The sequence below is a fragment of the Pseudomonas sp. LBUM1645 genome, assembly GCF_059716185.1.
Genome location: NZ_CP166811.1, coordinates 5,500,064 through 5,520,930, shown reverse-complemented (window position 1 = coordinate 5,520,930; position 20,867 = coordinate 5,500,064). Strand labels below are relative to the sequence as shown.

Here is a 20,867-nt window from a genome sequence, read left to right as displayed (position 1 = left end):
ATTACCACCCCCTACTAGGCGGGACTACATCAGGCGTACCACTCGATAAAACGTTTAAAGTCTTCAATGTGTTCAAAATTCCAATACTGAACCGCCCGCCCAATCCTCAACCGTGAGGCATGCTTTCCATTTAGTGCCGAAGTACGGGTTTTGGATGCAGGGTATAGTGCTTTGGGAGAGCAGGGAGCAGTGCTAAGTGATGTTTGCTCCGTCCAGCAGTAGATAGCTTCTCTATCCCGCTCAATAGCCTGGTGTCGCCCCAAGCGAGTAGTGAACCCAGCAATGTATTTAGAAGGTTCATTTGTTATCAATCACTATCTGAGCACCACTGGCTTCCACCGCAATCTGGTCGACGAACTCATCAAGGAAGGGTTGCCAATTCCCGGTGTATCTTGGCAACTCGGTCAAGATGCGTGAATCTCACCAGCGGTGGACACCGTCGAGTCTTGGCTTACCAAGTGATTTTAATTTGAGTACAAAAGGGCGTTTACGCGCCATTTTTGCTGACGCTTATCTAGGTCGGTATTGAGTTTCGTTGCGAGGACGGCGCCAAACTGAGCGTGACTTTCGCCCTGGATTGCTGTGATCGCGAAGCCATCGGCTGGGTCGCCAGCCCTACCGGATACAGCGGTGATGATATCCGCGACTTGATGCTAGAAAGCGTGGAGAAGCGCTTTGGTGATCAACTGCCCACCACGCCGGTGCAATGGCTAAGCGACAATGGTTCTGCCTACACCGCCGATCAGACACGCCTGTTTACTCGACAGATCGGCTTGCAGCCGGTGACCACCCCAGCTCGCAGCCCGCAGAGCAACGGTATGGCCGAGAGTTTTGTGAAGACGATCAAGCGTGACTACGTGGCTCACATGCCCAAGCCGGATCGAGAAACGGCGCTACGTAATCTGGCAATTGCCTTCGAACACTACAACGAGCAGCATCCACACAGCGCCTTGAACTATCGCTCACCGAGGGAGTTCAGGCGTTTGGTAGCAGCATCAATTTAACGGGGAGTTGGTGTCCGGTTTAGTAGGGGCAAGTCCAGTCCTATCTATCCGCTATTCAAACGGTTACCAAGAGATAAATGGACAGCCAATTTCTCAATGTGGATTTTTAGTCTTTCCAGTCGGCGGCCAATAGCCACCATTCAATAACTAGCACGAGAGCGGGTATCCTCTCGCCAGCTATGACATGGAAAGGAAATCGGAGCATGACATTTAGGATTTTTCCTACAGCGCCGTGCTAGTGCTTCCAAGTAAAGTCATTCTGCCCAGCTACAGGCCGGATTCCCCATGGATGAAAAGGAAGCTGCATGAGTGGTTATGTGCCAAAAACAGCTTTGCCCAGCACGCCCAAAAATTGCTGCCACTGGGGTGTAGCACCTGTTGATACTCATCCCCAGTATTGGACGGAATACAAAGACTGCCCATCGAAGCAATACGCCAAGCCCAGCGCAGTGGGCTGTGTGTTCGTAAAGAACTGTGACCTCCCTGGCGGTGTGACCGACCACAAGAAACCAGCCGGGATTATCCCTTTCGAGAGAATGGCCAACTACGGCAAACTTTCCATTATTGGTGGTCGTGAAACAGATGCGGACGCGAACATTCCCCTCAAAAAAATCAGTGGTAGCGCTTTATCTGCTGCGCTCGGAACTCTTCTAGTCGGCGGGCCTCCTATTGCTGCTGGTGTGTCCTGTGGGGGGCTTTGCACTGCTGAAGCTACTGAGGCCTTTCTCAAGCCAACTTCATTGATGGATATCGGCTCATTCGAAGCGGCTACCAGGTCTCAGAATAGAGTGCATCAAACCTCCTCATTCTCATTTTTCGGCTTAAGGATAAGCTTATGTTTGCGCCTGCAAATTCCGCGCACTTTGCATTACTGATCCCTTCCGTTCGGAACGATTTCAAAGTACTGGCGTTTGATGGTGCTGAAGCCATCAGTACCCTCTATGCGATAAAAATTGACCTGGTCAGCGAGAACCCTGATTTTGACCTAGAGAGTCTGCTCAGCCAGCAGGCTTTTCTTCAGTTTGGGCTAAACGGCGAGGGTATTCATGGGTTCATCGAGGACGTTTTCGTCGGTGACGCCGGTAAGCGTCTTACCCGCTATCACTTGACGCTGGTTCCAGCTTTGCACTACCTGCAGTTCAGCTACAACCAACGTATTTTCCAAAACCTGACCGTGCCTCAAATCATCGCACAGGTGCTGAATGGGCACGGGGTTCAGTCAGACACGTTCAACTTCAACGTCACCACCAGCCCCGTGCGCGAGTACTGCACTCAGTACGGGGAAAGCGACTTCGAGTTTATCCAGCGGCTGTGCGCCGAGGATGGCATCGCCTGGCATCACCAGCACAGTCAGGATGGTCATCAGCTGGTGTTCACGGATGATCAGACCTTCTTCCCCAAGCTTGGCGATACGCCTTACCAGCAGGGCTCTGGGCTCGCTGCAGACAAGCCAGTGGTCAGCCAGTTCTCGATGCGCTTCAGTACCCGCACCAGCACCACAACGCGTCGTGGCTACGATCTCAAGCGTCCCAGCGTGCTGCTTGAGAGCGCTTTCACTGCCGAGTTCACTCCAAAGCTGGAGGATTATCGCTATCCCGAGCTAATCGAGAATGAAAAGCTTGGTAAGCAGCTCGCCCGGCAGGGGCTTGAGCGACATCGCGTCGACTACCAATTGGCTGAAGGGAGTAGCGACCAGCCTACATTGCGTAGCGGCCATTTCTTCAATCTTGTTGAGCACCCACGCAAGCTTTGCAACGACTTGTGGTTGTTGGTAAGTGTTAAGCACGAAGGCAAGCAACCTCAAGCGCTTGAGGAGTCCGTTACAAGTGATACCAGCCCTGCGGATGGCTTCACTCAGGGCTACCGCAATACCTTCAGTGCGATTCCGTGGGATATCTTTTACCGCCCACCGATGCCTGAGCGTAGATCTGTCCTGGTGAGTCAGACGGCTCGTGTAACTGGCCCGGCTAATGAAGAGATCTTCTGCGACGAATATGGTCGAGTCAAAGTCGAATTCCATTGGGACAGGGCAGAGCTGAATAGCGATAACAGCAGCTGTTGGTTGCGCGTGGCCTCAAGCTGGGCAGGGGAGGGATTCGGTTCGGTTACTATCCCGCGAATTGGGATGGAGGTCGTTGTCACCTACCTGGATGGGGATCCTGACAAGCCTCTAATCACAGGTTGCGTCACCAACAAAGTCAACGCTCCGGCCTACCCGTTGCCGGCGAATAAAACAAAGACCGTTCTTCGCACGCACAGCTCTCCGCACAATGGCGGCTTCAGCGAAGTGTCGGTAGAGGATCGTGCCGGACAGGAGAAGATTTACCTGCGGGCCCAACGCGACTTTGAGGAGCTGATTCTCAACGATAGCGTAAGCCACATTGGGAATGATCGATCCTCCCAAGCGGGCCGTAACAGCTCCAGCCTGATCAAGGGCGACGAGACACACACCACCAATGGTGTGCGAAACACAGTCATCGGTGGCAATGAGCTGATTTCGGTTACTGGAGACACTAGCGCCACATCAGGTGGAACCTTGGTCATTCAGGCTGGATCTCAGGCGCACGTCACTGCTGAAAACGTTGTTATCAACGCAGGTATGAGTCTCACGCTTCAGGCCGGTGGTAACCACATTGTGATTAGCTCTGGCGGGATCTTCAGTAGCGTACCAATCGTACAGGGCGGGTCGCCGATGGCGGGTGTTTCACCTCTGCAGGCCCTGCAGGCTCTATCGACTGAAGTCCCAACCATTATCGCCAGCCCGCGCTCTATCGTTGCCGCTGCCAAGCAACAGGCGGCGGACTTTTGTCCGCTCTGTGAGGCCTGTCTGAATGGCCAATGCAAAATTGGAGAACCAGCATGACTACTCTTCACCTCTGGTCGAGCGCACAAGCCAGGCAGGGACGATATCTGTACCTGATACTGGACTCAGATGGTCAAATCGAGGAGCGAGATGCGCTGCTCGGTTTGCTTGCAACCGACCGATACAGAAACTTGTTTCTGGGCACGCCGGCGAGCTCATTGGCAGAGACCGGGCCCTTCATTTTTCAGTTTGAGGAAGCGAATCTTCAAGCGATTTCGACTCTGATCAAGACTCCAGAGCGCAACTGGGGCTGGTTCGCCAGTTCTCCAGTCCACGACCTTGATGTGATCGCAGATCATATGCGTGCACGCTTAGTAGCGGGCGAACGCCCGAATCAAGCGATCTACCGTTTCCATGACAATAGAGTTCTGACTCGAGCCCTGACTCACCTCGATTCTGATCAATACCCAGCTTACCTTGGGCCAATTTCGAGTGTGTGTTATTGGGACGGCTCGCAGTGGGCGGTCACCGACAATTCCAACCCTGGGGAGCATCCATTACCAGACAATCCTGCATGGCTGAGCATTCCTCAAACTGAGGCGGCGAGCGCGGCTATTGAGTACGACAACATTCGTCGTTACCTGATGGTCGAGCACACAGAGACTTTAGCCAAGCTTGCTGAGCAGGAGACTATGGATACGTGGTTGCGAACGCAGCTGGATCTAGCTCGCACCTGGAGCTGGAAGGAGCCTGAGCAGCTGCATTTCTTCCTTGATCAGAGTTTGAAGGCTTCTGGTTATCACCTTCCCAAGTCGTGGTATCCACATCATGGCGAAACCTCGACAGCGCATTTTGAGCGGATTCGCGATGAATCCCTTTACTGGCAGGGTGAGGTTTCCGTATGAAGCGTACAGTTCTTGGACTCGTCTTCACGGGCTGCATGGTGCTTTTGGCGGGCTGCACAGCCACGGCATCTGACAAATCGAACACCTTCACCTTCACCGCTGACTTACCTAAAAATTTCGCATACGTCGCGACCGTGACTTACGCCCCTGCAAAAGGCCAAACGTGTGATTTGGGTAAGCGTGACAATCTCAAGCCGCAGTTCAATCGCGAGTGGCGCACTGAGTACAAGCCAGATTCACAGATTGAGATCCGCCGCTCCAGCAACGGCTGTGAGTTGGTGATCAATCACATAGAGCTGGAAATCAACGCCACCTATGGTGATGACTTCGGTGATATGGGGAGAGACACGGCGCAAATTGTGGTGCGCGAGGATCTCTTGAATATGGATAAAGGAGTCTTCAACGCTGCTGGTGAAAGCGAGTTCTCTGGCGAATGCCAGTGGATGTTCCGAACGGCTGGTGGTTTACGTCGAATCGTAAAAATCCTGGATTGCAAAAAAATCGACGAGGCGGGCAAGCCGATACAAGATCGTCCATCTGCAGCCTATACCTTGGATCAACTACCGGGTAAGACCGTGCGGATGAAGATCAAGTCGGCGGCTGAAGAGCGACCTTACATGAAGGATACCTGGGTCAAAGTCAGCGATGGTTGGAAGCGTTGCATGGGCAAGGGATTTAAGGATCAGTACGGATTTTGCCGTGGCAATGAAAAGGACTTCAGTACCTTCCTCATGCCGGATGGTCGCAGCTGCACCATTTACCCTGGATGCACCGAAAACAAGGAAGTTACCCAATGACCGTAAAACCTGTGAAAACCTGGGAAAAGCCGTTTTTCAATAACCGTATCCACGCCTGCCCCATGAGCGGCCATTCAGTCAGCTTTCAACTTGTTGATGAGCTTGGTGATGGTAAGCCTTATGCCGGCCTAGCCTATGAAGTCATCGATTATGAAGGGGTTATCTACCCTGGAAAGCTCGATGCTAACGGCTCCGGAAAGGTAGAGAACCACTATTGTGGCCCCGTGGTGTTGAAGCTTAACGAGGCCTATGCCGGGGCCGACGATTTTTATACAGCTTTGAGCGGGAGAGGGAGCTACCCGCTGCCAATCACTGAGCTTCAAGTGCGCGCTGAGAAAACCAGCTTTTCCAATAAGTCAGGTGTTCGGACTAAGACCAATCCGGCCCAGGGCAGTGCCGAGGAGTTTTGCCAGGTCGAGGTGAGTGAGCTCGTGCAGCATAACTGCCATTTGCCGCCAATAGTCGACCGCGACTTCCCGCCCAATGCACACGTCCTTTCGTTGATGCAGCCGCCAGCGGAAGATGTCGGGACAGGGGAGCTTGGAACGGGCCCAAAGCCGCCGAGAGCGTATGGCGTTGGGCTCCTGCCGAACAAGCATCATGTGCTGGAGGTTCGTCCTTTGAGAGCCCTGCGGCCAGTGCTGTCTAAAGATAACGAATTTTGTGCTCTCAACCTGTACCAGCTCGCACTAATGTCGACACTGAGCTACAGCTCTTTTGGTCAGAAACCGGAGCCTATAAAGGTAAAATCCGGCACGACTGAAATCGCCACGATAGAGGCGGATACGGTCAGCTTCCCCTTGCAGCCAAGCGTCGGTAACTGGTTTGGCAATACGCTGTCCAAATTTGAAGAGCTTTGGCAGGTCGATGCGGCCCAGGCTGGCGGAAAGAACTATTATCCGCTGTATGAGGAGGTCGCCTACTCAAAACGTCTGGAAATTGTACCTTTCGATCCTGATCTATATCCGGATGTGAACAGGTCGAGCCTGGGTGAAGGGCAGGAGCACCCGGCGAAGATTCATTTTTTCGACGACACCGATAAAGCCGGTGGTACCGATACTCAAGCCTTCATCACCCACCATGATGAGATCATCCTGCTTTCCGTTCGGGGCACTGCCAGCACATCCGATGCGTTTCGCGACTTGGATGCCAAACAGGTTCCATTCGTCGAGGGTGTTGGAAAGGTTCATAACGGGTTCTATGGATCAGCGAAGGCTGTCATAAACTTCGTCACGACGTACTTGGATAGATTCCATGTCGGGCAAAAGGTGATCATTACCGGCCATAGCTTGGGTGGTGCTGTTGCCTTCTTGCTTGCTGAAATGTTGCGCCGAAGGAAGGGTTTCGATTACGACATCCTGCTCTATACCTACGGTGCACCACGAGCCGTGGATAAGACGTTTGTTGAAGGCGCTTCTTCGCTGATACACCACCGCACGGTCAACCACAACGATCCGGTACCGAGTGTACCGAGTACCTGGATGAACACATCCAAGCCTGTGTACATCTCAGGCGTGGTTTTGACTTTCGTTAATGTGCCTGTAGGGCTGGCGGTATTCGGTGCAGGCTTGACCAATTTCACGGGTGAGCCTTACGAGCATCACGGCAAGCTACGCCACTTTATGCCGGTCTCGTTTGCCGATGGGCATCAGTCCTCAATTATGTGGGAACCTGGCTGCGATACGATTACACAGCATGCCGCATGCACCGTTGCGCTGAAGCAAAAGGATGGGCTTCCAAATCGAGGCACAATGCTTCGGCAGATCGTAGACAATGCCAATCATAAAATGGTCGTGAGCTACATCCCAGCCTGCTGGGCTATCTTGCGGCGTTACCAGGAATCACAGGAGTTCAAGCGCAACCTGGTAACCGAGCGTGAATTTCGTTGGGTTGATGACGCACTTGAGAGTATTAACCTGCAATTGCAGGCTAAGGAGCGTCAATTCACCATGCAGGCCCTGGAGTCTCAAGTGGAGGCTCAAAAGCAGGCGCTTCGTGATGAACGGAGTAAGATTCAGGTGACCCGTGAGCGGCTCGATACCCTGCGATTCACCAAGGCGACTGAAACGAATGTTTACGGTCTCGCCGCAGCAGCTCCAGAATCTCTGAAGAAAAATCTGGATCGGTGGAGGCTGCACACTATCAACACCACACTTGAACAGTTGGCCATGGCTCCTCCAGATGCTGATAGTCACGATAGAGCCGTTGCTTCAATGACAGGTGGGCGCGTCATTGGCGCGCCTAGCCATTTCGACGTCGATTCTATCGCCTAGATCTTTGCCGGCTTCAGTTGCTACTGGTTGCTACTGGTAGCCTGAATCGCCTGGTGAATCGCGATAGCTCAGAGTTATTCGAAATTATTGCTCAGCAATAGTTATGGCTAGGCGGTAATTCTAACGCTGCTGCGTTATCAACTCGTTGGATTTCACTCTTCACTAACGTAGCCCTCTGCAAGCGGTAGATCAGCAGGCAGTGCCGCACTGGGTAATTGCACAAACTCACCCGCCCCTTTGCATTAGACTTGACCAACCGTTTGCATCGGATTTGACCAGTACACTTAGTGGCTGTGACCAGCAGAAAGCGACCCCAAGCCGCTGTTGGCAAACGTTAGTGTTCGGCGGACATTCACCTATGACACCTACAGTCTAAAAACTGAATGTTGCAAGCATCTAGAAAATCCGGGGCTATCGCGCCGGTTGCAAGCTCAAGGAAGGCTGTAATGAAAATGAGTAAGGCGCTGGTCGTCCTCAATAGCCTAATGCGCCTTCTGCAGGTGCTCTTGGGCTTGGCGGGCTGGATCGGTGCAGGGTTGATATTGGGGCTGCACCTGCGCTCCGAGTTACAACCGTTTTTGTCGATGACCTTGGCGTCGGGGTTAGGTGTCATTGCCTTGGTCGTGCATGAAGGCGGTCATTACCTGGGCGCCAGATTGCATCGCATGCCGGTGTTGATGATGCGTGTCGCAGCTGTGGAGGTTCAGGTGCGACGCCGGGATTGGCAGATTCGCTGGTCGCCACAGCTCAAGGGTCGTCGACTCGGCGGTTACGTAATGGCGGCGACAAACTGTCAGCTTCCGCTGCGCCAGCAGATGCTGTGGTTTGTGCTGATGGGGCCCTTGGCCAACCTGCTCATGGGCCTGACCTCGGTGGGATTTGGCTGGCTCACCGAAGGGCTAATGTCAGCATTCTTCCTGGCGTTTGCCATGCTTAATCTGAGCATGGCATTGACTAATCTGGTGCCAACCTCCCGCATTCTGCACAGCGACGGTATGCTCCTTATCGCCTGGTGGCTGCACCGCGACGACCAGCGTGCCGAATTGGCCGAGGTGCGCTTGCTGGCAATGTCAGTGGCAGGAGTAGCCTGCGAGCAACTGCCGGATACCGACATTGCACAGCTGTCCCAAGGCGCCATGCCTCAACCCTTGATTGCCATCAGCTACCGCCTTAGCGCCTTGTTGAACCAAGGCGATTTCCAGGCGGCGATGCAACTGGAGCAGGATCTGGAGGCGGTGTTGCAGGAGCATACTCAGTCACTCAAGGGTATGGGTACACTGATCACTCTGTTGCGTATTGAATTCGCTTTTGTCCGCGCGTATCTAGAACAGGACGCCAGGCACCTGTGGGACGACTGGACGAACAGCGATCTTGACTGGTTTTGCCCTTGGCTGCCTCCACGCTGTGCGGCCCTGCGGGCATTTTTGCAGGGAGACCTGCAACTGGGTGAACGTTATTTGCAGCAGGCGCTAGCAGCTGCGAACAACAGCGTAATACCTACGACAAGCCGCAGCGAGGCACTTCTGGCGGACAGCCTGCGGGCATTACCAACAGAGGCACAAAGCAAGGAGCTCGAACCCGAGTGCGAGCCATAGCCACGAACACCCCATAGGTTCACAAAGAAGGCAAATCAGGAAGATCAGTCGCCACTCAGATTCGTAGCCATCCTGGAGTGATCGCTTCTGGCCGATTCTGTTGAAAAAGTCGGTTCTTCCAGACTGCCCGCATGGTGACCGCTGAAAACGCCTTTTTTGCGCGCCGCTACGCGAAATCTGAGCCCGGAATCCTCTGCTCAATGTAAAGATTTCAATCTCAAGCGCGTACTTTTCTACCGTGGAAACCATGGCCGATTTCCGCCTGTCCCGATGGGCTGCAATCGGTCGACTTGTGTCGCTCATCGCCACGAATCGAGTTGACCACATCGGGCGCAGATGGCCAGCAGGTCGGACGCGAACGGGTGGGCAGGCAACATGCAAACGCCTGGTCAGTTCGCATGCAATTGACTGGTCAGTGGTAATGCAAACGGGTGGTCAAGTGGAATGAAATTCCCCAGCCGCTCTGCTGGTCGCCTTCCAGAGCTCATTTCTTTACTGAGATTTTGTGGCATATGGGTTTGGGGGCGGTACCAGTCCACATAGGGGGTATTGGAAACCTGGGATCTATTGAAGTCAGGGCTTCCATCACTCCACCAAGCTGCAGCAGTGTTAGGTTCAGGTGAGCAGAAAGGCAGGTAGATTTTAATAATCCCAGCATTCTTCAGCCAACAACGAGCTATTCAGCTCATCGCGATAAACCTGCCATTGCGGCAAGTGCTGATCCATCAGGCTGCGAAAACGGTCGTTGTGGTGGCGTTCAGCGTCGCCGACCAATCAATAGGCAGCAGCTCAGTCCAGCTCAACGCCTGAAGTAGCGTCACCAAACCCAAGCCATATGCATTCCCGGAGGCCGACTCAACAAGTAGGCCAGCACCGTATTTGCCGTCGAAGAAAAGCGATGACTTGGGGCCGTCTGCCCCTAGATACACGGTCTGGGTCGCAATGTGGTCGTTGCCTAGGATTAGGAGATCTGGGCTGTGCTCGTTGGCAACGCTTGAGACGGCCACGTCTGGCGAATATTTGCGTGCAAATACTGCACAGAAGGGTTGGTTTTTCAGTGCAGGGAAGGTGCGGGGCCAGTCTCTGACCCTTCCGTTATAGACCGGCCCATCTGCTTCATAGTCAGGATTTTTAAGCCCTTGGCGAGTGAGGATAAGTTTTTTTACCGCCTCAGCCTGGCCGATCGCTTTTTTCAGTACCGCTTCGTCCGAGATTGAATGCTTGCATTCGATGTAAGCGTACACAGCGTCGACAGGAATTTGCTCCTTGACTGGAAATTGGCGACTCATGTAGGAGCGCAGGGTAGGGCTCGCCATCTTGTCGTAGATGATGAGATCGTCACCTGCCTTTTCGCCATTTTCAGCTACAACAAACCCTCGGCATACGCCGTACCTGGCTGGAAGCACGTCCTCCAGCAGGGCGCAGATGGCAAGCTCGAATTCGTCCCCCAGGTCGAAGTTGTAAATGGCCTCAATATCCTGCAGGCGCGCCTCGACCTTCCTGGCCAACCTCTCGATGTATCCGCCGTATGAACCCATCCATCCCCCTTAGCTCGCTTGGTTTTACGCATAGCAATCGCCAATCATGCTTGCCACCAGAGGTACAGGCAAGCGGAGCGCGCAGGGCGTGAGGAGCGCAGCCAGATGGGCCAAGCAGCGGCCAATCCCAGAGCTTGGTTCAGTGAGCCGACCCGTAGGGTAGGCACTGAACGAAAGTCCCGTCAAACTACGACAGACCCACAGTATTGGTAGCCTTGCGGATCTACTGGTTACGAAAAGGCCCACTAGGCCTGCCGATACCTAGTTTCCACCGGGTGCTTTGGCTGCTGCTTTTGGTTGGGCATTTGCTTTCGCATTGGCCACAGCAACCGCTGCTGCCTTGGAATCTTTCTCTGAAGATTTTGAAGTCTTCCAGGCCTCACGTACCGATTTGGACTGAGCGATGACGGCATTCACTATATCCAACGTGCTGCTGGCACCAGAAGCCAAGCTGGTGGTGTTTGCACCGCAGGCTGAATGGAATTCTACAGAGCCCTTCTCAGGGAATTTGACGGTCTCGATATAGCGAGGGTCAGCAACCGTGGCACTGAATGTCTGACCCGCCAAAGGGCCGTCGTCGAACACCACGGTTACGCTCCTGCAAGCAGAGTGAAAAATCGTCTCCTATGCTGTTTCGCTCGCCCTCTTGGCAAAGACACGGTTGTCCAAGGCGTCATCTTTGACCGGGCCAAAGAATGCCTGGAGATGGATGGTCTTAGAGTCGTCGGGTGATTTCACTATCGCGAACGCTCGGCCACCCTCCCGCGTTATCTTGCTATCGCTAAGCATCTGATAGCTATCAATGGAAATCGGAAGCTCGGAGCCTGCGTCCAGTCCCAAGGCCCCCACTAGACCTACTGCCAGGGTGCCGACAGCCTCAATGTATTTAACTCGCTTGTCCTCAACCTCAGTGCCAACGCTAGAAAGCAAGTCTGTGTTATCAAGTTTGCTGACTTTAAGGTGGGTGTCTACACCGAAGGAATCATCCTGGCGCAGCATGAAGCGTGTCCGCAAACCATCCTCCGGTCGCGCTTCGGCAGGCACCGAGATAATCTGCGGTGAGGTCTTCTTCTCTTTATCTTTGTAATCGATCAGCAACTGGCTCTTGGCCAATGTGAATTTCGGAAGCCCCTCCCAGTCGCCTTCGTAACGCTTACCATCCGCCAATACCGCGTCGTGAGTGGGTGGCGTCTGGTAGAAGGCTTTGGGTTGGGCGGAGCAGCCGGCGAGGATGACCAGGGATAGAGCGGTAGCTGTGTGAATGGCTCGCATGGTTCTTCTTCCGTGTGAACGTGTTGGGCTTTTTTTAGGCCACTGTCTAGTCCTGAAATAGGTTTACACCTGTTTCACCCCAACGCCCGATGCACCGCATCGGGCGTTTTGTATTTTAAGGACAGGTGCGGCCGTTCCTGGTTGTAGATCCTGACCGCCTCTCGCACCATCTGCGTGGCCTGCGCGAAATCCGCAGGTCGGTGGATCAAGAACTCTGTTTTCAAGATGCCGTTGACCCGCTCGGCCAAGGCGTTTTGGTAGCAGTCGTAGCCGTCGGTCATCGAGCAAGTGATGCCATGTTTTACGTGCACTTCTTGATAAAGGGCCGAGCAGTACTGCGCGCCTCGATCCGAGTGATGGACTAGCTTCTGAACGCTTCGACGTCGCTTCAACGCCATTCGAAAGGCTTGCACCACGGAGTTGGTGTGCAGACTTTCGTGCACGTGATAGCCGACTATTTTTCTCGAAAAGGCATCCGTCACCAAACTCAAATAGGCAACGCTATCACGGGTAGGCAGGTACGTAATATCGGCCACCCAGACCTGTTCCGGGCCGGTAGCGACTATTTGTTCCGGGCTTGGTTTCAGCAGATTAGGGTGTCGGCGGAAGCGATGATGGCTGTCGGTCGTCTTGTGATACGCCCGTTTTCGGCGGACCAACTGGCGGCTTTCCCGCAAAACCGCGAACAGACGATCCCGGCCAACATGGAGCGCCTGTTGCTCACGCTGCTCATGCATCATCGAATGCAGCTTCCGAGTGCCGATGCACGGTTGGCGGGCACGGATCTTCTGTACAAACGTTATGAGCTGCTGATCCTGGTCGGCCCGATCCCGGTAGACCCGGTTGCGTTTGTAATAGGCCTGACGGCTTATCCCCATAAATTGGCAAGCCTTGCTGACACTCAGAGTTTGGGTTTGCGCAACGACTTGCCGGGTCGCTTTTTTACAATAGATACGCCGTAGTCATTCTTCAGAACATCGACCACGGCTTCAAAGAATTGGGCTTTCTGATTTGCCAGCGCCAGTTGTTCCTCGAGTTCTTTGATTCGTTGCTCGGGAGTCATTGGCAAGGTTGGCTCGTCCATAGGTCTGATCCTCTGGGAGCGAATGGAGGCGCCTTGGCTCCAGTCCTGGCGACCATGTTTGCGTAACCAAACCAACACCGTCGACCGACCCTGAATCCCATAGCGCCGCTGAGCCTCTTTATAACTCAACTCGCCTTTTTCGACCTGGTCGACAACCGATAATTTAAAAGCCAGCGTGTAATCACGCTGACTTCGCTTCGTGCCCGTGTCCATTGCACCTTCCTGATAAGAAGCCAGAAGGTGTAAACCTTATTCAGGACGGGACACACACAGCTGCCAGGCTGGCAGGGGGCAATCAAAAACCTATATCCACAACCGCATCTTGTCCAATATCGTTGAAGGCCGTGTGCATACGATGCGGCGGCTGAGAGAATTCCTTTGGCAGTGGACGTGGGTTGAAGCGATGATTGCCCTCCCCAAAATGTGGAGGTGTCTGATGTCGATCACTAACAAGGATGTAGTCGAAGCATTCATCGCGGATTTCAATTCGATGCACGAGTCTAACCAGCAGCCCGATGTGAAATGTGACTTCGATGGCGACCCCGCACCGCTTGCCCAAGTCTTGAGGGTTGCGGGTAGCCTAACCCTGAGATTTTCCTATCGCTTCGCTGACAGCGTCGTAAGCAATCACACGGATTTATTTTACTGTCTGATCATCGCTGGCCATGAACTGGCTCATTGGGCGAATGCGCACACCAAGCATCTGGACAAGGATGACCTGGACGGCAAAGCCATCGAGATGTGGGCTGACTTTTTTGGCACGAGGCTCGTATTCACAGCCGTAGCAAGATGCCAAAACCTTCAAGCCATCATCAATCGATTGCGCACCCCTGCTTTCGATGCTGAAGGGGCGGATGCCCTGCTACCGGCATACGGGGAGGCTTTATGTCAGGTGTATGACCGCGTGTTTGTGCCAGCTGGTGAATCGCCCACATATCCATCGCCGAATGAGCGAGTACAAATTTGCGGAGCCGGGGTCACCTCGTTCTTCTATCGATACCTGGGAAAAATGCATCAAGGAATGACAATTTTCGCGTTGAAGAAAGTCCTTCTCGAGCCATTCGCAGATGTTCTTGACCTCTTCTCAAGGGATTTTGATTGGGAGGAAAGTGATGAAATGAGGTTTCGCAATATTGAAATCCATCTGGGGCTCAAGCAGGGCAGGCCGTTGATCACACCGGGCATACGCCCACAGTTCAACCAGCTCGTGGGTACCCACTATCTGGGGCACAGCGAAAATATGGCGCACCGCGAGAAGCTGCGAGAGAAGGTTCGGGCATGGGGCGTTGAGATTTAACCTGGCGATCCAGCCGGAGGGCAGGTGCGATAGGGGTTGAGCGAGCTGGCGTGTAGGCACTCACAATGGACGATCTCTGGCGCAATCTGAGCCTGCCAGGCACGGCGGCAAATGAGCCTTTTTTGGACGTTTATTGGATGACTGCTAAGGGAGATCGGTCTGCCTACCGTCAGAGTAGATAGGGTCGACAATGCACCCATTTTTTGGAGCTTGTGGGGTGTCTGCGTTTGGGAACTGCGAGATGGTTTTGACGTGCTTGAAAGCGGAGAGTAAATCGGCTGGAAGGCCCGGAAATACTGGGGGAGGTGGAGCGGGTAGAGGGAATCGAACCCTCAACTAAAGCTTGGGAAGCTTTCGTTTTGCCACTAAACTATACCCGCATATCTCTGTTTCTTTATGCACCTAGCGCAAGGGCCGAATAAGAACCCTCGTTATCAGCTTGGGAAGCTGGAGTAATGCCATTATACGACACCCGCTCAGAGCGGCTGACTTTGTACCAGATGTGGGCGTGGAAATGAAGTTTTTCTTTGCGTGGGACGGCTTTAGCGCAACTGAAACAAAAGCAGTGACCGCATGACGGTCTATCGCGGGCAAGCCTTGCTCCTACAGGAATGCATTCAACACTGTAGGGCGAAGCTTGCTCGCGATGACGCTGTTTCAAATGGCCAATGCATGTTGGTTCTGGACGTAGTGATAACGCGGTCGACTTTCGTGTTGCGTAGGTTTCAGAAAGCCCAGCAATGCGTTGCGGCTATCTCGGCAAGCAGCTTTGTGTTCCATGTCGAGAAAGTGGCCGGTGGCCTGCAGGGTGGTGAAAGTAGCGTGTTGCACGTGGTTGGCGAACAGTTGAGCGCCGTCGGCAGCGGTGTATTCGTCCCATTCGCCGTTCATGAACAGCACCGGCACGTTGATTTTCTCCGCGGCTTTGAAGAAGCACTGGCGATCACTGTGCAGCAGATCGCTGATGTGGAAGTGCATCTGCCCGTATTCATGCTCGGCCAGGGAGCTGACGTGCCGATAATTGAAGCGCTTGAACAGTGTCGGCAGGTGTTTGCCGATGGTGCTGTTCACCAGGTTGCCGACCCGGTCACCGTCCCTGCTGCCGAGGTAATCGATGCCGCGCTCGAGGTAGTCGAGCATGTGCGCGTTGATCTCCGGAGAGAACGAGCTGATCACGGCTTTCTCGATGCGTCGTGGCTGCTGGGCCAGGGCGACCAGAGTCGCGGCGCCACCCCAGGAAAACGACAGCACGTGTTCGGCGGCGAAGTGGTCGATCAGCTCCAGGAGGATCTGCCCTTCGACTTCCTTGGTCAGCAATTTCTCGTGCAGGTTGTGGGCTTTCGACTTGCCCGCGTAGGGCTGGTCGTAGCAAACCACATTGAACTGCGGGTGAAGGTTTTTCACGGTTTGTGCAAACGACGCAGTCGTGGCCATCGAGCCGTTGACCAGAATAATGGTCTTCTCTGCGGCGTCTGCGCGATAGAACTCCGTGTAAACCCGGTACTGACCCTGTATATCCAGCACAGCGATTTCTGGCCTCATGTCATAAGACTCCAAGCAAGCGGGTATGCGCGCAAATGAGATTGCACGAGCTTTGTGACAGGTAGGCATACGCCTGGAATTTTTGGGCCCATGTCGATCCAATGCAGTCCGGTCGACGGGTATTGTTATTGGCGGGCAGTCTGCCGGGGGAAAGCGGAACCTGAGGGTTCTCTACCGGCAAAAAGTTTCTTAGAAGTATGTTGTGACTCGTCGGTCACATTTCGGCCGACGTCCTGATTCAAGCAGGGGTCACGTCATCGCGCAAGTATCTTTGGCAAATTGTTCGACAACTTCTGCTGAGCGGTCGCCTGCTTAGATCAATTGAATCTCTTCGGTGCGTAATGCGCGGTACTCGCCCGGTTTCAGGGCACTGTCGAGCACCAGCGGGCCCATGCTTTCGCGGTGCAGGCGCAGCACCTTGTTGTCGAAATGGCCGAACATCCGCTTCACCTGGTGATAACGGCCCTCGACGATGCTCAGTCGTGCGGATGTTGGTCCGAGTACGGCCAGCTCGGCGGGTTGGGTGGTGAGGTCTTCGAAGGCGAAGTACAGGCCTTCGGTGAATTTCAATGCGTATTCCGGGCCAATCTTTTGCTCGGTCTCGACGTAGTAGACCTTGGGCAGTTTGGTTTGCGGCTGGGTCAGGCGTCGCGACCAGCTGCCATCATTGGTGATCAGCATCAGGCCGGTGGTGTTGAAGTCCAGGCGCCCGGCGATGTGCAGGTCCTCCTTGTCCGGCTCATGGATCAGGTCGAGCACGGTCGGGTGTTGCGGATCGCGGGTGGCACTGACGCAGCCAGACGGTTTGTGCAGCATGAAGTAGCGTGCTGGCTTGCCGACTTGCAGCAGCTCATCGTCGACTTCCACGCGGCTGAATTCCAGTACGTCGGCGTGAGGGTCGCTGATGATTTTTCCGTCGATCCTGACGCGCTTTTCCACCAGCAACAGACGCACCTGCTTACGGTTGAAGCGCGGCAGGTTACTGAGGAAACGGTCAATGCGCATGACGAGGGATCGGTAGGAAAGGGGCGCGTATCTTACGTGATCGGTTGTGCGGTTGCTTACAGCTGCGCCTCGACTTGCGCGCAGCGTGGGCACAAACAGGATTTGTCGCGCAGTTCGGGCGGCAGTGCTTCGAGCACCGCCGGGTCGATGCTGACGCCGTAGCACCAGCAGGCCCGATCGGCGGTTCGCGGGTCGGCCAAAGTGCAGTCGTTGGAGGCGCCGCAGGCGGGGCAGAAATCTGGCTTATTCATTTAGGGTTATGCATAACTGGAGTGAGGCATTTCCACGCAGGTGCGGTTACGGCCGGCTTGCTTGGCCCGGTACATCGCATGATCCGCTCTCGAGAGCAGCGTGTGCAAGGTGTCATCGGTCTGCAGGGTGGTCAGGCCGATGCTCACGGTCAGCTGCAAGGCCTTATCGTTGTAGGCATAACGCTGTTGCTCGACATGCTGACGAATTTTCTCGGCGACTATCAGACCGGTCTCACCGTCAGTGTCCTTGAGTAGCACGATGAATTCTTCACCGCCCCAGCGGCAGACGATGTCGGAGTGCCGCAGGCAACTCTCCAGATCCCGTGCAAAGCCGATCAGTACCTGATCGCCGGCAAGGTGCCCGTAGGTGTCGTTCAAGGCCTTGAAGTGGTCCAGATCCAGCAGCAACGCGGTCAGCGGTTTGGGCTCGCGCTGGGCTTCGTGCATGGCTTGCGCCGCCAACAGGTCGAAACCGCGGCGATTCGGCAACTCGGTCAGGCTGTCGAGGACCGCCTGGGCCTGGATCTTGCCCTGGTAGCGCTTGATCACCCGGTTGAGCAGGATCAGCACGATCAACGTGACGATCAGGCAGATCAGCAGGTTGAGGTACAGCGATTGGCGGATTTCACTGAGGGCGCCTTCTTCGCGTTTGTCGACGAACAAGTACCAGTTCAGCTCCGGGATGAACCGTACGTTGAGGAAATGTCCCTGGCCCCGGACGGAATATTCGTAGCTGCCGCTGTGAGGTTTGGGCAGTTGGCTGACCAGGTCCTTCATGCTATCGAGCTCGCCGAGGGTCCGCCCGATCCGCGCGCCTTCAGGGCCACCCTCGGCGCCCGTCAGTACCAGGCGCCCGAAGTTGTCGACGAAAAATACGCTGCGTTGGTAACGCTGCTGGTACTTGTCGATCAGCTTGATCACCGCATCGACTGTCAGACCAACGCCGGCCGCGCCGATGAAACGGTTGTTGTAGTCGTAGACCTTGTAGTTGATGAAGAAGGTCTGGTTGTCCTTGTTGGCAAGGTCCGGGTCGACATTGATCTCGTAGGGATCGGCCATTTCTCGTACGCGGAAATACCACGCATCGCGGGGTTCAGTTGCTTTGACCTGTTTGAGTACGCCCTTGGCGTGGTAGTAGGTGAGGCTGGTGTTGGAGACGAAAAATGCGGTGTAGGCGCCGTAGTGGGTCATGACCTCGTTGAGGTAGCGGGTCATTTTTTCGGGATCTTGCTCGCCGTTTACCACCCAGTCACGCATGAAGGTGTCGCGGGACATCATCGAGGAAATCAGGATCGGTCTGACGAGGTCTTTCTGGATTTCCGAGTAGACCGTGTCCGACGTCAGCGGCAGTTCGGTGTTGATGATGTTGTCGCGGATCGACGCTCGCGAGGCGTAGTAACTGAGGAAAGAGGTAGCGAGAAAGCCTGCGCCCAGCAACGCGATCAGCGTGAGGACCAACGAACGTTGCGAATACAGCGGCGAGCGAAGCGGCATGACGATTCCGTTGGCAGTGACCCGATGGCAGGCATTCTAATGGCACCGCCGGGAAATAACTGTTCTATGTGCAGGGCGAATGATCGTTCACACGTCCCACCGAGATAGTGCCCGGACCTTGTGGGAGCGAGCTTGCTCGCGATAGCTCCAGCACATTCACCATTGATGTCGCCTGATGCACCGCCATCGCGAGCAAGCTCGCTCCCACAGGTCCTGCGTGCTGTCAGACAAGGCTTTTCAGATACGCACGCCATCCGCCCAGATGGCTGATATTGGCTGCCCCCTCTAACCCATACGCCTCACAGATAAACCCACTCTCCCAACGCCCATCCGCCAATTGCACCTTGCCCAACCCCAGCGGCGCCGGAATCCCGGTCAAAAACGAACCCAACTCACGGCTCGGCAATTCCCAAACCTCCACCGCAATCGCCACACCCCCGTCCTTCACGCGAACCATCCCGGGACGAAACGGCGGGCCGCCGGCCAAGGCATACAGTTGATAGTCCGGCGAGCTGAACGTCGTCTCGACCAGTCGAGCCCCGCGCTGCTTAAGCTGCCAATTCAGCGCCAACCCATCCAGATGCGCACCACACACCACCAACCGCGCACGATCATTGCGTGCGACAGCCGACGGAACCGGTGTCGCCAAACCTTGCTGACGCTGCAACGCATCCGCCACACCCAACAAATACTGATCAGTAAACGCCCGCCCGAACAACGTCACACCCCAAGGCAAACCATTGCCCATGAAACCGCTGGGCACGGCGACGGCGGCGTAATCGAGCAGGTTCATGAAGTTGGTGTAGTAGCCCAGTTCCGAATTGCGCAGCACCGGCTCGGCGTCCAGTTCCGCCAGCGTGACGGGGCGGCCGATGGTGGGTGTGAGCACGCAGTCGAGGCCGTCCAGCGTCTGGTCGCACAGGGCTTTCAGGGCTTGAAGCCGGTACTGGGCGCGGAAGGTTTGCACGCCGCTCACCGCCGGCGACTTGGTCAGCACCGCGCGGATCACCGGCAGTACGGCTTCAGGGTTTTGCTCCATCAATTCCCCGGCGACGCTGTAGCGCTCGGCCACCCACGGCCCTTCATAGAGCAACCGCGCCGCCTCAAGGAACGGCGACAAATCCAGTTCCACGGCTTCACCGCCCAAAGCCTTGAGCTGATCGATGGCATCACCAAACAACAGCGGACCCTCAGGGCAGCCGAAGAACTCCAGATCCTGAGCACGCGGCACGCCGAAGCGGAAGGGGCGAGGTGCACCAAATGCCGAGCCGTCATTCCATAACGGATTGCTACGGCTGTATTCATCGCGGGGATCAAGGTGCGCAGTGAGCGCGAGCAACTGACTGGCTTCCCGAGCAGTCGCGGTGAACGTGGTCACGCAATCGAGGGTGCGGCACGCCGGCACCACACCCGCTGTAGAGATCAATCCTTTAGTGGCTTTCAACCCGACCAGATTGTTCAGCGCCGCCGGCACACGCCCAGAACCCGCCGTGTCCGTGCCCAAGGAAAAACTCGCCACGCCGAGCGCCACCGCCAGCGACGACCCGGCGCTGGAACCGCCCGATGGATATTCCGGCAACACGCTGTTCGGGCACGCACCATACGGCGAGCGACTGCCGTTAAGCCCGGTGGCGAACTGGTCGAGGTTGGTCTTGCCCAACGGAATCGCCCCCAGCGCCAGCAACTGCTCAACGATGGTCGCCGAACGTTCCGGCACGTAGGCAAACGCCGGGCACGCTGCGGTCGTCGGAATGCCGGCCAGATCGATGTTGTCCTTGATCGCAAACGGCACGCCGTACAGCGGCAGGCTTTCGATATCGCGACCGTCGAGTGCGGCGAGGTACGGTTCCAGTTCTTCAACATTGAGCAAGTGGATGAACAGGTGATAATCCGGGTTCAGCGCCGCGGCTTTGTCGCGCAGGCTCAGGAGCAATTGGCGGGGCGTGATGTTGCCGACGCGGTAAGCGCTGCGCAGGGCGTCGAGTTGCAGATTGATGTTCATGGCTT

General features: G+C 55.2%; 16 protein-coding genes, 1 tRNA gene and 1 pseudogene. 8 read left to right on the top strand and 10 right to left on the bottom strand.

Annotation, left to right across the window (positions count from 1 at the left end):
- Positions 1–521 precede the first annotated feature (521 nt).
- From ACA079_RS24970 to ACA079_RS24940, 7 genes and pseudogenes are all read left to right on the top strand, one after another.
- Positions 522–1,004, top strand: a pseudogene (locus tag ACA079_RS24970) (integrase core domain-containing protein); the annotation flags it as partial.
- A gap of 305 nt (positions 1,005–1,309) precedes the next feature.
- Positions 1,310–1,879, top strand: a complete 570-nt coding sequence (locus ACA079_RS24965; protein WP_497701308.1) for a hypothetical protein — start codon at positions 1,310–1,312, stop codon at positions 1,877–1,879.
- The gene (locus ACA079_RS24960) at positions 1,840–3,867 is read left to right on the top strand and encodes a type VI secretion system Vgr family protein (RefSeq protein ID WP_497701307.1); all 2,028 of its coding nucleotides are present in this window, start codon (positions 1,840–1,842) and stop codon (positions 3,865–3,867) included. Before ACA079_RS24965 ends, ACA079_RS24960 begins: the two co-directional genes overlap by 40 nt.
- The gene (locus ACA079_RS24955) at positions 3,864–4,712 is read left to right on the top strand and encodes a DUF4123 domain-containing protein (protein ID WP_497701306.1); all 849 of its coding nucleotides are present in this window, start codon (positions 3,864–3,866) and stop codon (positions 4,710–4,712) included. The genes ACA079_RS24960 and ACA079_RS24955 overlap by 4 nt, the downstream gene beginning before the upstream one ends.
- Entirely contained in the window at positions 4,709–5,509 is an 801-nt protein-coding gene (locus ACA079_RS24950) for a hypothetical protein (RefSeq protein ID WP_497701305.1), read from the top strand. The genes ACA079_RS24955 and ACA079_RS24950 overlap by 4 nt, the downstream gene beginning before the upstream one ends.
- Positions 5,506–7,782 (top strand): lipase family protein, encoded by a 2,277-nt coding sequence (locus ACA079_RS24945; protein ID WP_497701304.1) that lies wholly within the window; start codon positions 5,506–5,508, stop codon positions 7,780–7,782. The genes ACA079_RS24950 and ACA079_RS24945 overlap by 4 nt, the downstream gene beginning before the upstream one ends.
- A 446-nt stretch (positions 7,783–8,228) precedes the next feature.
- Entirely contained in the window at positions 8,229–9,377 is a 1,149-nt protein-coding gene (locus ACA079_RS24940; protein ID WP_497701303.1) for a M50 family metallopeptidase, read from the top strand.
- A gap of 725 nt (positions 9,378–10,102) precedes the next feature.
- On the opposite strand, the gene ACA079_RS24935 is transcribed toward ACA079_RS24940, so the two are convergent.
- The 4 genes from ACA079_RS24935 to ACA079_RS24920 form a co-directional block, all read right to left on the bottom strand.
- Entirely contained in the window at positions 10,103–10,915 is an 813-nt protein-coding gene (locus ACA079_RS24935) for a DUF6602 domain-containing protein (protein ID WP_497701302.1), read from the bottom strand.
- Positions 10,916–11,176: 261 nt separating this feature from the next.
- Positions 11,177–11,503 carry a hypothetical protein gene (locus ACA079_RS24930; protein WP_497701301.1) on the bottom strand — a complete coding sequence of 109 codons (327 nt, stop codon included), beginning with the start codon at positions 11,501–11,503 and terminating at the stop codon, positions 11,177–11,179.
- A gap of 36 nt (positions 11,504–11,539) precedes the next feature.
- Positions 11,540–12,187 carry a hypothetical protein gene (locus tag ACA079_RS24925; protein ID WP_497701300.1) on the bottom strand — a complete coding sequence of 216 codons (648 nt, stop codon included), beginning with the start codon at positions 12,185–12,187 and terminating at the stop codon, positions 11,540–11,542.
- 74 nt (positions 12,188–12,261) lie between these two features.
- Positions 12,262–13,484, bottom strand: a protein-coding gene (locus ACA079_RS24920; protein ID WP_497701120.1) for an IS3 family transposase whose coding sequence is annotated in 2 segments (ribosomal slippage) — positions 12,262–13,133 and positions 13,133–13,484 — 1,224 coding nt in all. Because the reading frame shifts where the segments join, the coding sequence is not laid out codon by codon here.
- Between the two features lie 223 nt (positions 13,485–13,707).
- On the opposite strand from ACA079_RS24920, the gene ACA079_RS24915 reads away from it, so the two are divergent.
- The gene (locus ACA079_RS24915) at positions 13,708–14,568 is read left to right on the top strand and encodes a hypothetical protein (RefSeq protein ID WP_497701299.1); all 861 of its coding nucleotides are present in this window, start codon (positions 13,708–13,710) and stop codon (positions 14,566–14,568) included.
- Positions 14,569–14,874: 306 nt separating this feature from the next.
- On the opposite strand, the gene ACA079_RS24910 is transcribed toward ACA079_RS24915, so the two are convergent.
- The 6 genes from ACA079_RS24910 to atzF form a co-directional block, all read right to left on the bottom strand.
- Positions 14,875–14,948 (bottom strand) — tRNA-Gly (locus ACA079_RS24910).
- Between the two features lie 277 nt (positions 14,949–15,225).
- Positions 15,226–16,110 carry an alpha/beta fold hydrolase gene (locus ACA079_RS24905; RefSeq protein WP_497701298.1) on the bottom strand — a complete coding sequence of 295 codons (885 nt, stop codon included), beginning with the start codon at positions 16,108–16,110 and terminating at the stop codon, positions 15,226–15,228.
- Positions 16,111–16,422: 312 nt separating this feature from the next.
- Positions 16,423–17,115 (bottom strand): pseudouridine synthase, encoded by a 693-nt coding sequence (locus ACA079_RS24900; protein ID WP_497701297.1) that lies wholly within the window; start codon positions 17,113–17,115, stop codon positions 16,423–16,425.
- A 56-nt stretch (positions 17,116–17,171) separates the two neighbouring features.
- Positions 17,172–17,366, bottom strand: a complete 195-nt coding sequence (locus ACA079_RS24895; protein WP_008153014.1) for a cysteine-rich CWC family protein — start codon at positions 17,364–17,366, stop codon at positions 17,172–17,174.
- A gap of 6 nt (positions 17,367–17,372) precedes the next feature.
- Positions 17,373–18,860, bottom strand: a complete 1,488-nt coding sequence (locus ACA079_RS24890; protein WP_497701296.1) for a sensor domain-containing diguanylate cyclase — start codon at positions 18,858–18,860, stop codon at positions 17,373–17,375.
- Between the two features lie 223 nt (positions 18,861–19,083).
- On the bottom strand, positions 19,084–20,862 hold the full coding sequence (atzF, locus tag ACA079_RS24885; RefSeq protein WP_497701295.1) for an allophanate hydrolase: 1,779 nt from the start codon (positions 20,860–20,862) through the stop codon (positions 19,084–19,086).
- Positions 20,863–20,867 lie beyond the last annotated feature (5 nt).

What these genes read in the sequence shown, in the direction of transcription:
- ACA079_RS24900 (WP_497701297.1), bottom strand. Translation starts at nt 17,115, where the DNA reads ATGCGCATTGACCGTTTCCTCAGTAACCTGCCGCGCTTCAACCGTAAG.
- ACA079_RS24895 (WP_008153014.1), bottom strand. Translation starts at nt 17,366, where the DNA reads ATGAATAAGCCAGATTTCTGCCCCGCCTGCGGCGCCTCCAACGACTGC.
- ACA079_RS24935 (WP_497701302.1), bottom strand. Translation starts at nt 10,915, where the DNA reads ATGGGTTCATACGGCGGATACATCGAGAGGTTGGCCAGGAAGGTCGAG.
- ACA079_RS24960 (WP_497701307.1), top strand. Translation starts at nt 1,840, where the DNA reads ATGTTTGCGCCTGCAAATTCCGCGCACTTTGCATTACTGATCCCTTCC.
- ACA079_RS24955 (WP_497701306.1), top strand. Translation starts at nt 3,864, where the DNA reads ATGACTACTCTTCACCTCTGGTCGAGCGCACAAGCCAGGCAGGGACGA.
- atzF (WP_497701295.1), bottom strand. Translation starts at nt 20,862, where the DNA reads ATGAACATCAATCTGCAACTCGACGCCCTGCGCAGCGCTTACCGCGTC.
- ACA079_RS24940 (WP_497701303.1), top strand. Translation starts at nt 8,229, where the DNA reads ATGAAAATGAGTAAGGCGCTGGTCGTCCTCAATAGCCTAATGCGCCTT.
- ACA079_RS24965 (WP_497701308.1), top strand. Translation starts at nt 1,310, where the DNA reads ATGAGTGGTTATGTGCCAAAAACAGCTTTGCCCAGCACGCCCAAAAAT.
- ACA079_RS24890 (WP_497701296.1), bottom strand. Translation starts at nt 18,860, where the DNA reads ATGCCGCTTCGCTCGCCGCTGTATTCGCAACGTTCGTTGGTCCTCACG.
- ACA079_RS24950 (WP_497701305.1), top strand. Translation starts at nt 4,709, where the DNA reads ATGAAGCGTACAGTTCTTGGACTCGTCTTCACGGGCTGCATGGTGCTT.
- ACA079_RS24945 (WP_497701304.1), top strand. Translation starts at nt 5,506, where the DNA reads ATGACCGTAAAACCTGTGAAAACCTGGGAAAAGCCGTTTTTCAATAAC.
- ACA079_RS24905 (WP_497701298.1), bottom strand. Translation starts at nt 16,110, where the DNA reads ATGAGGCCAGAAATCGCTGTGCTGGATATACAGGGTCAGTACCGGGTT.
- ACA079_RS24925 (WP_497701300.1), bottom strand. Translation starts at nt 12,187, where the DNA reads ATGCGAGCCATTCACACAGCTACCGCTCTATCCCTGGTCATCCTCGCC.
- ACA079_RS24915 (WP_497701299.1), top strand. Translation starts at nt 13,708, where the DNA reads ATGTCGATCACTAACAAGGATGTAGTCGAAGCATTCATCGCGGATTTC.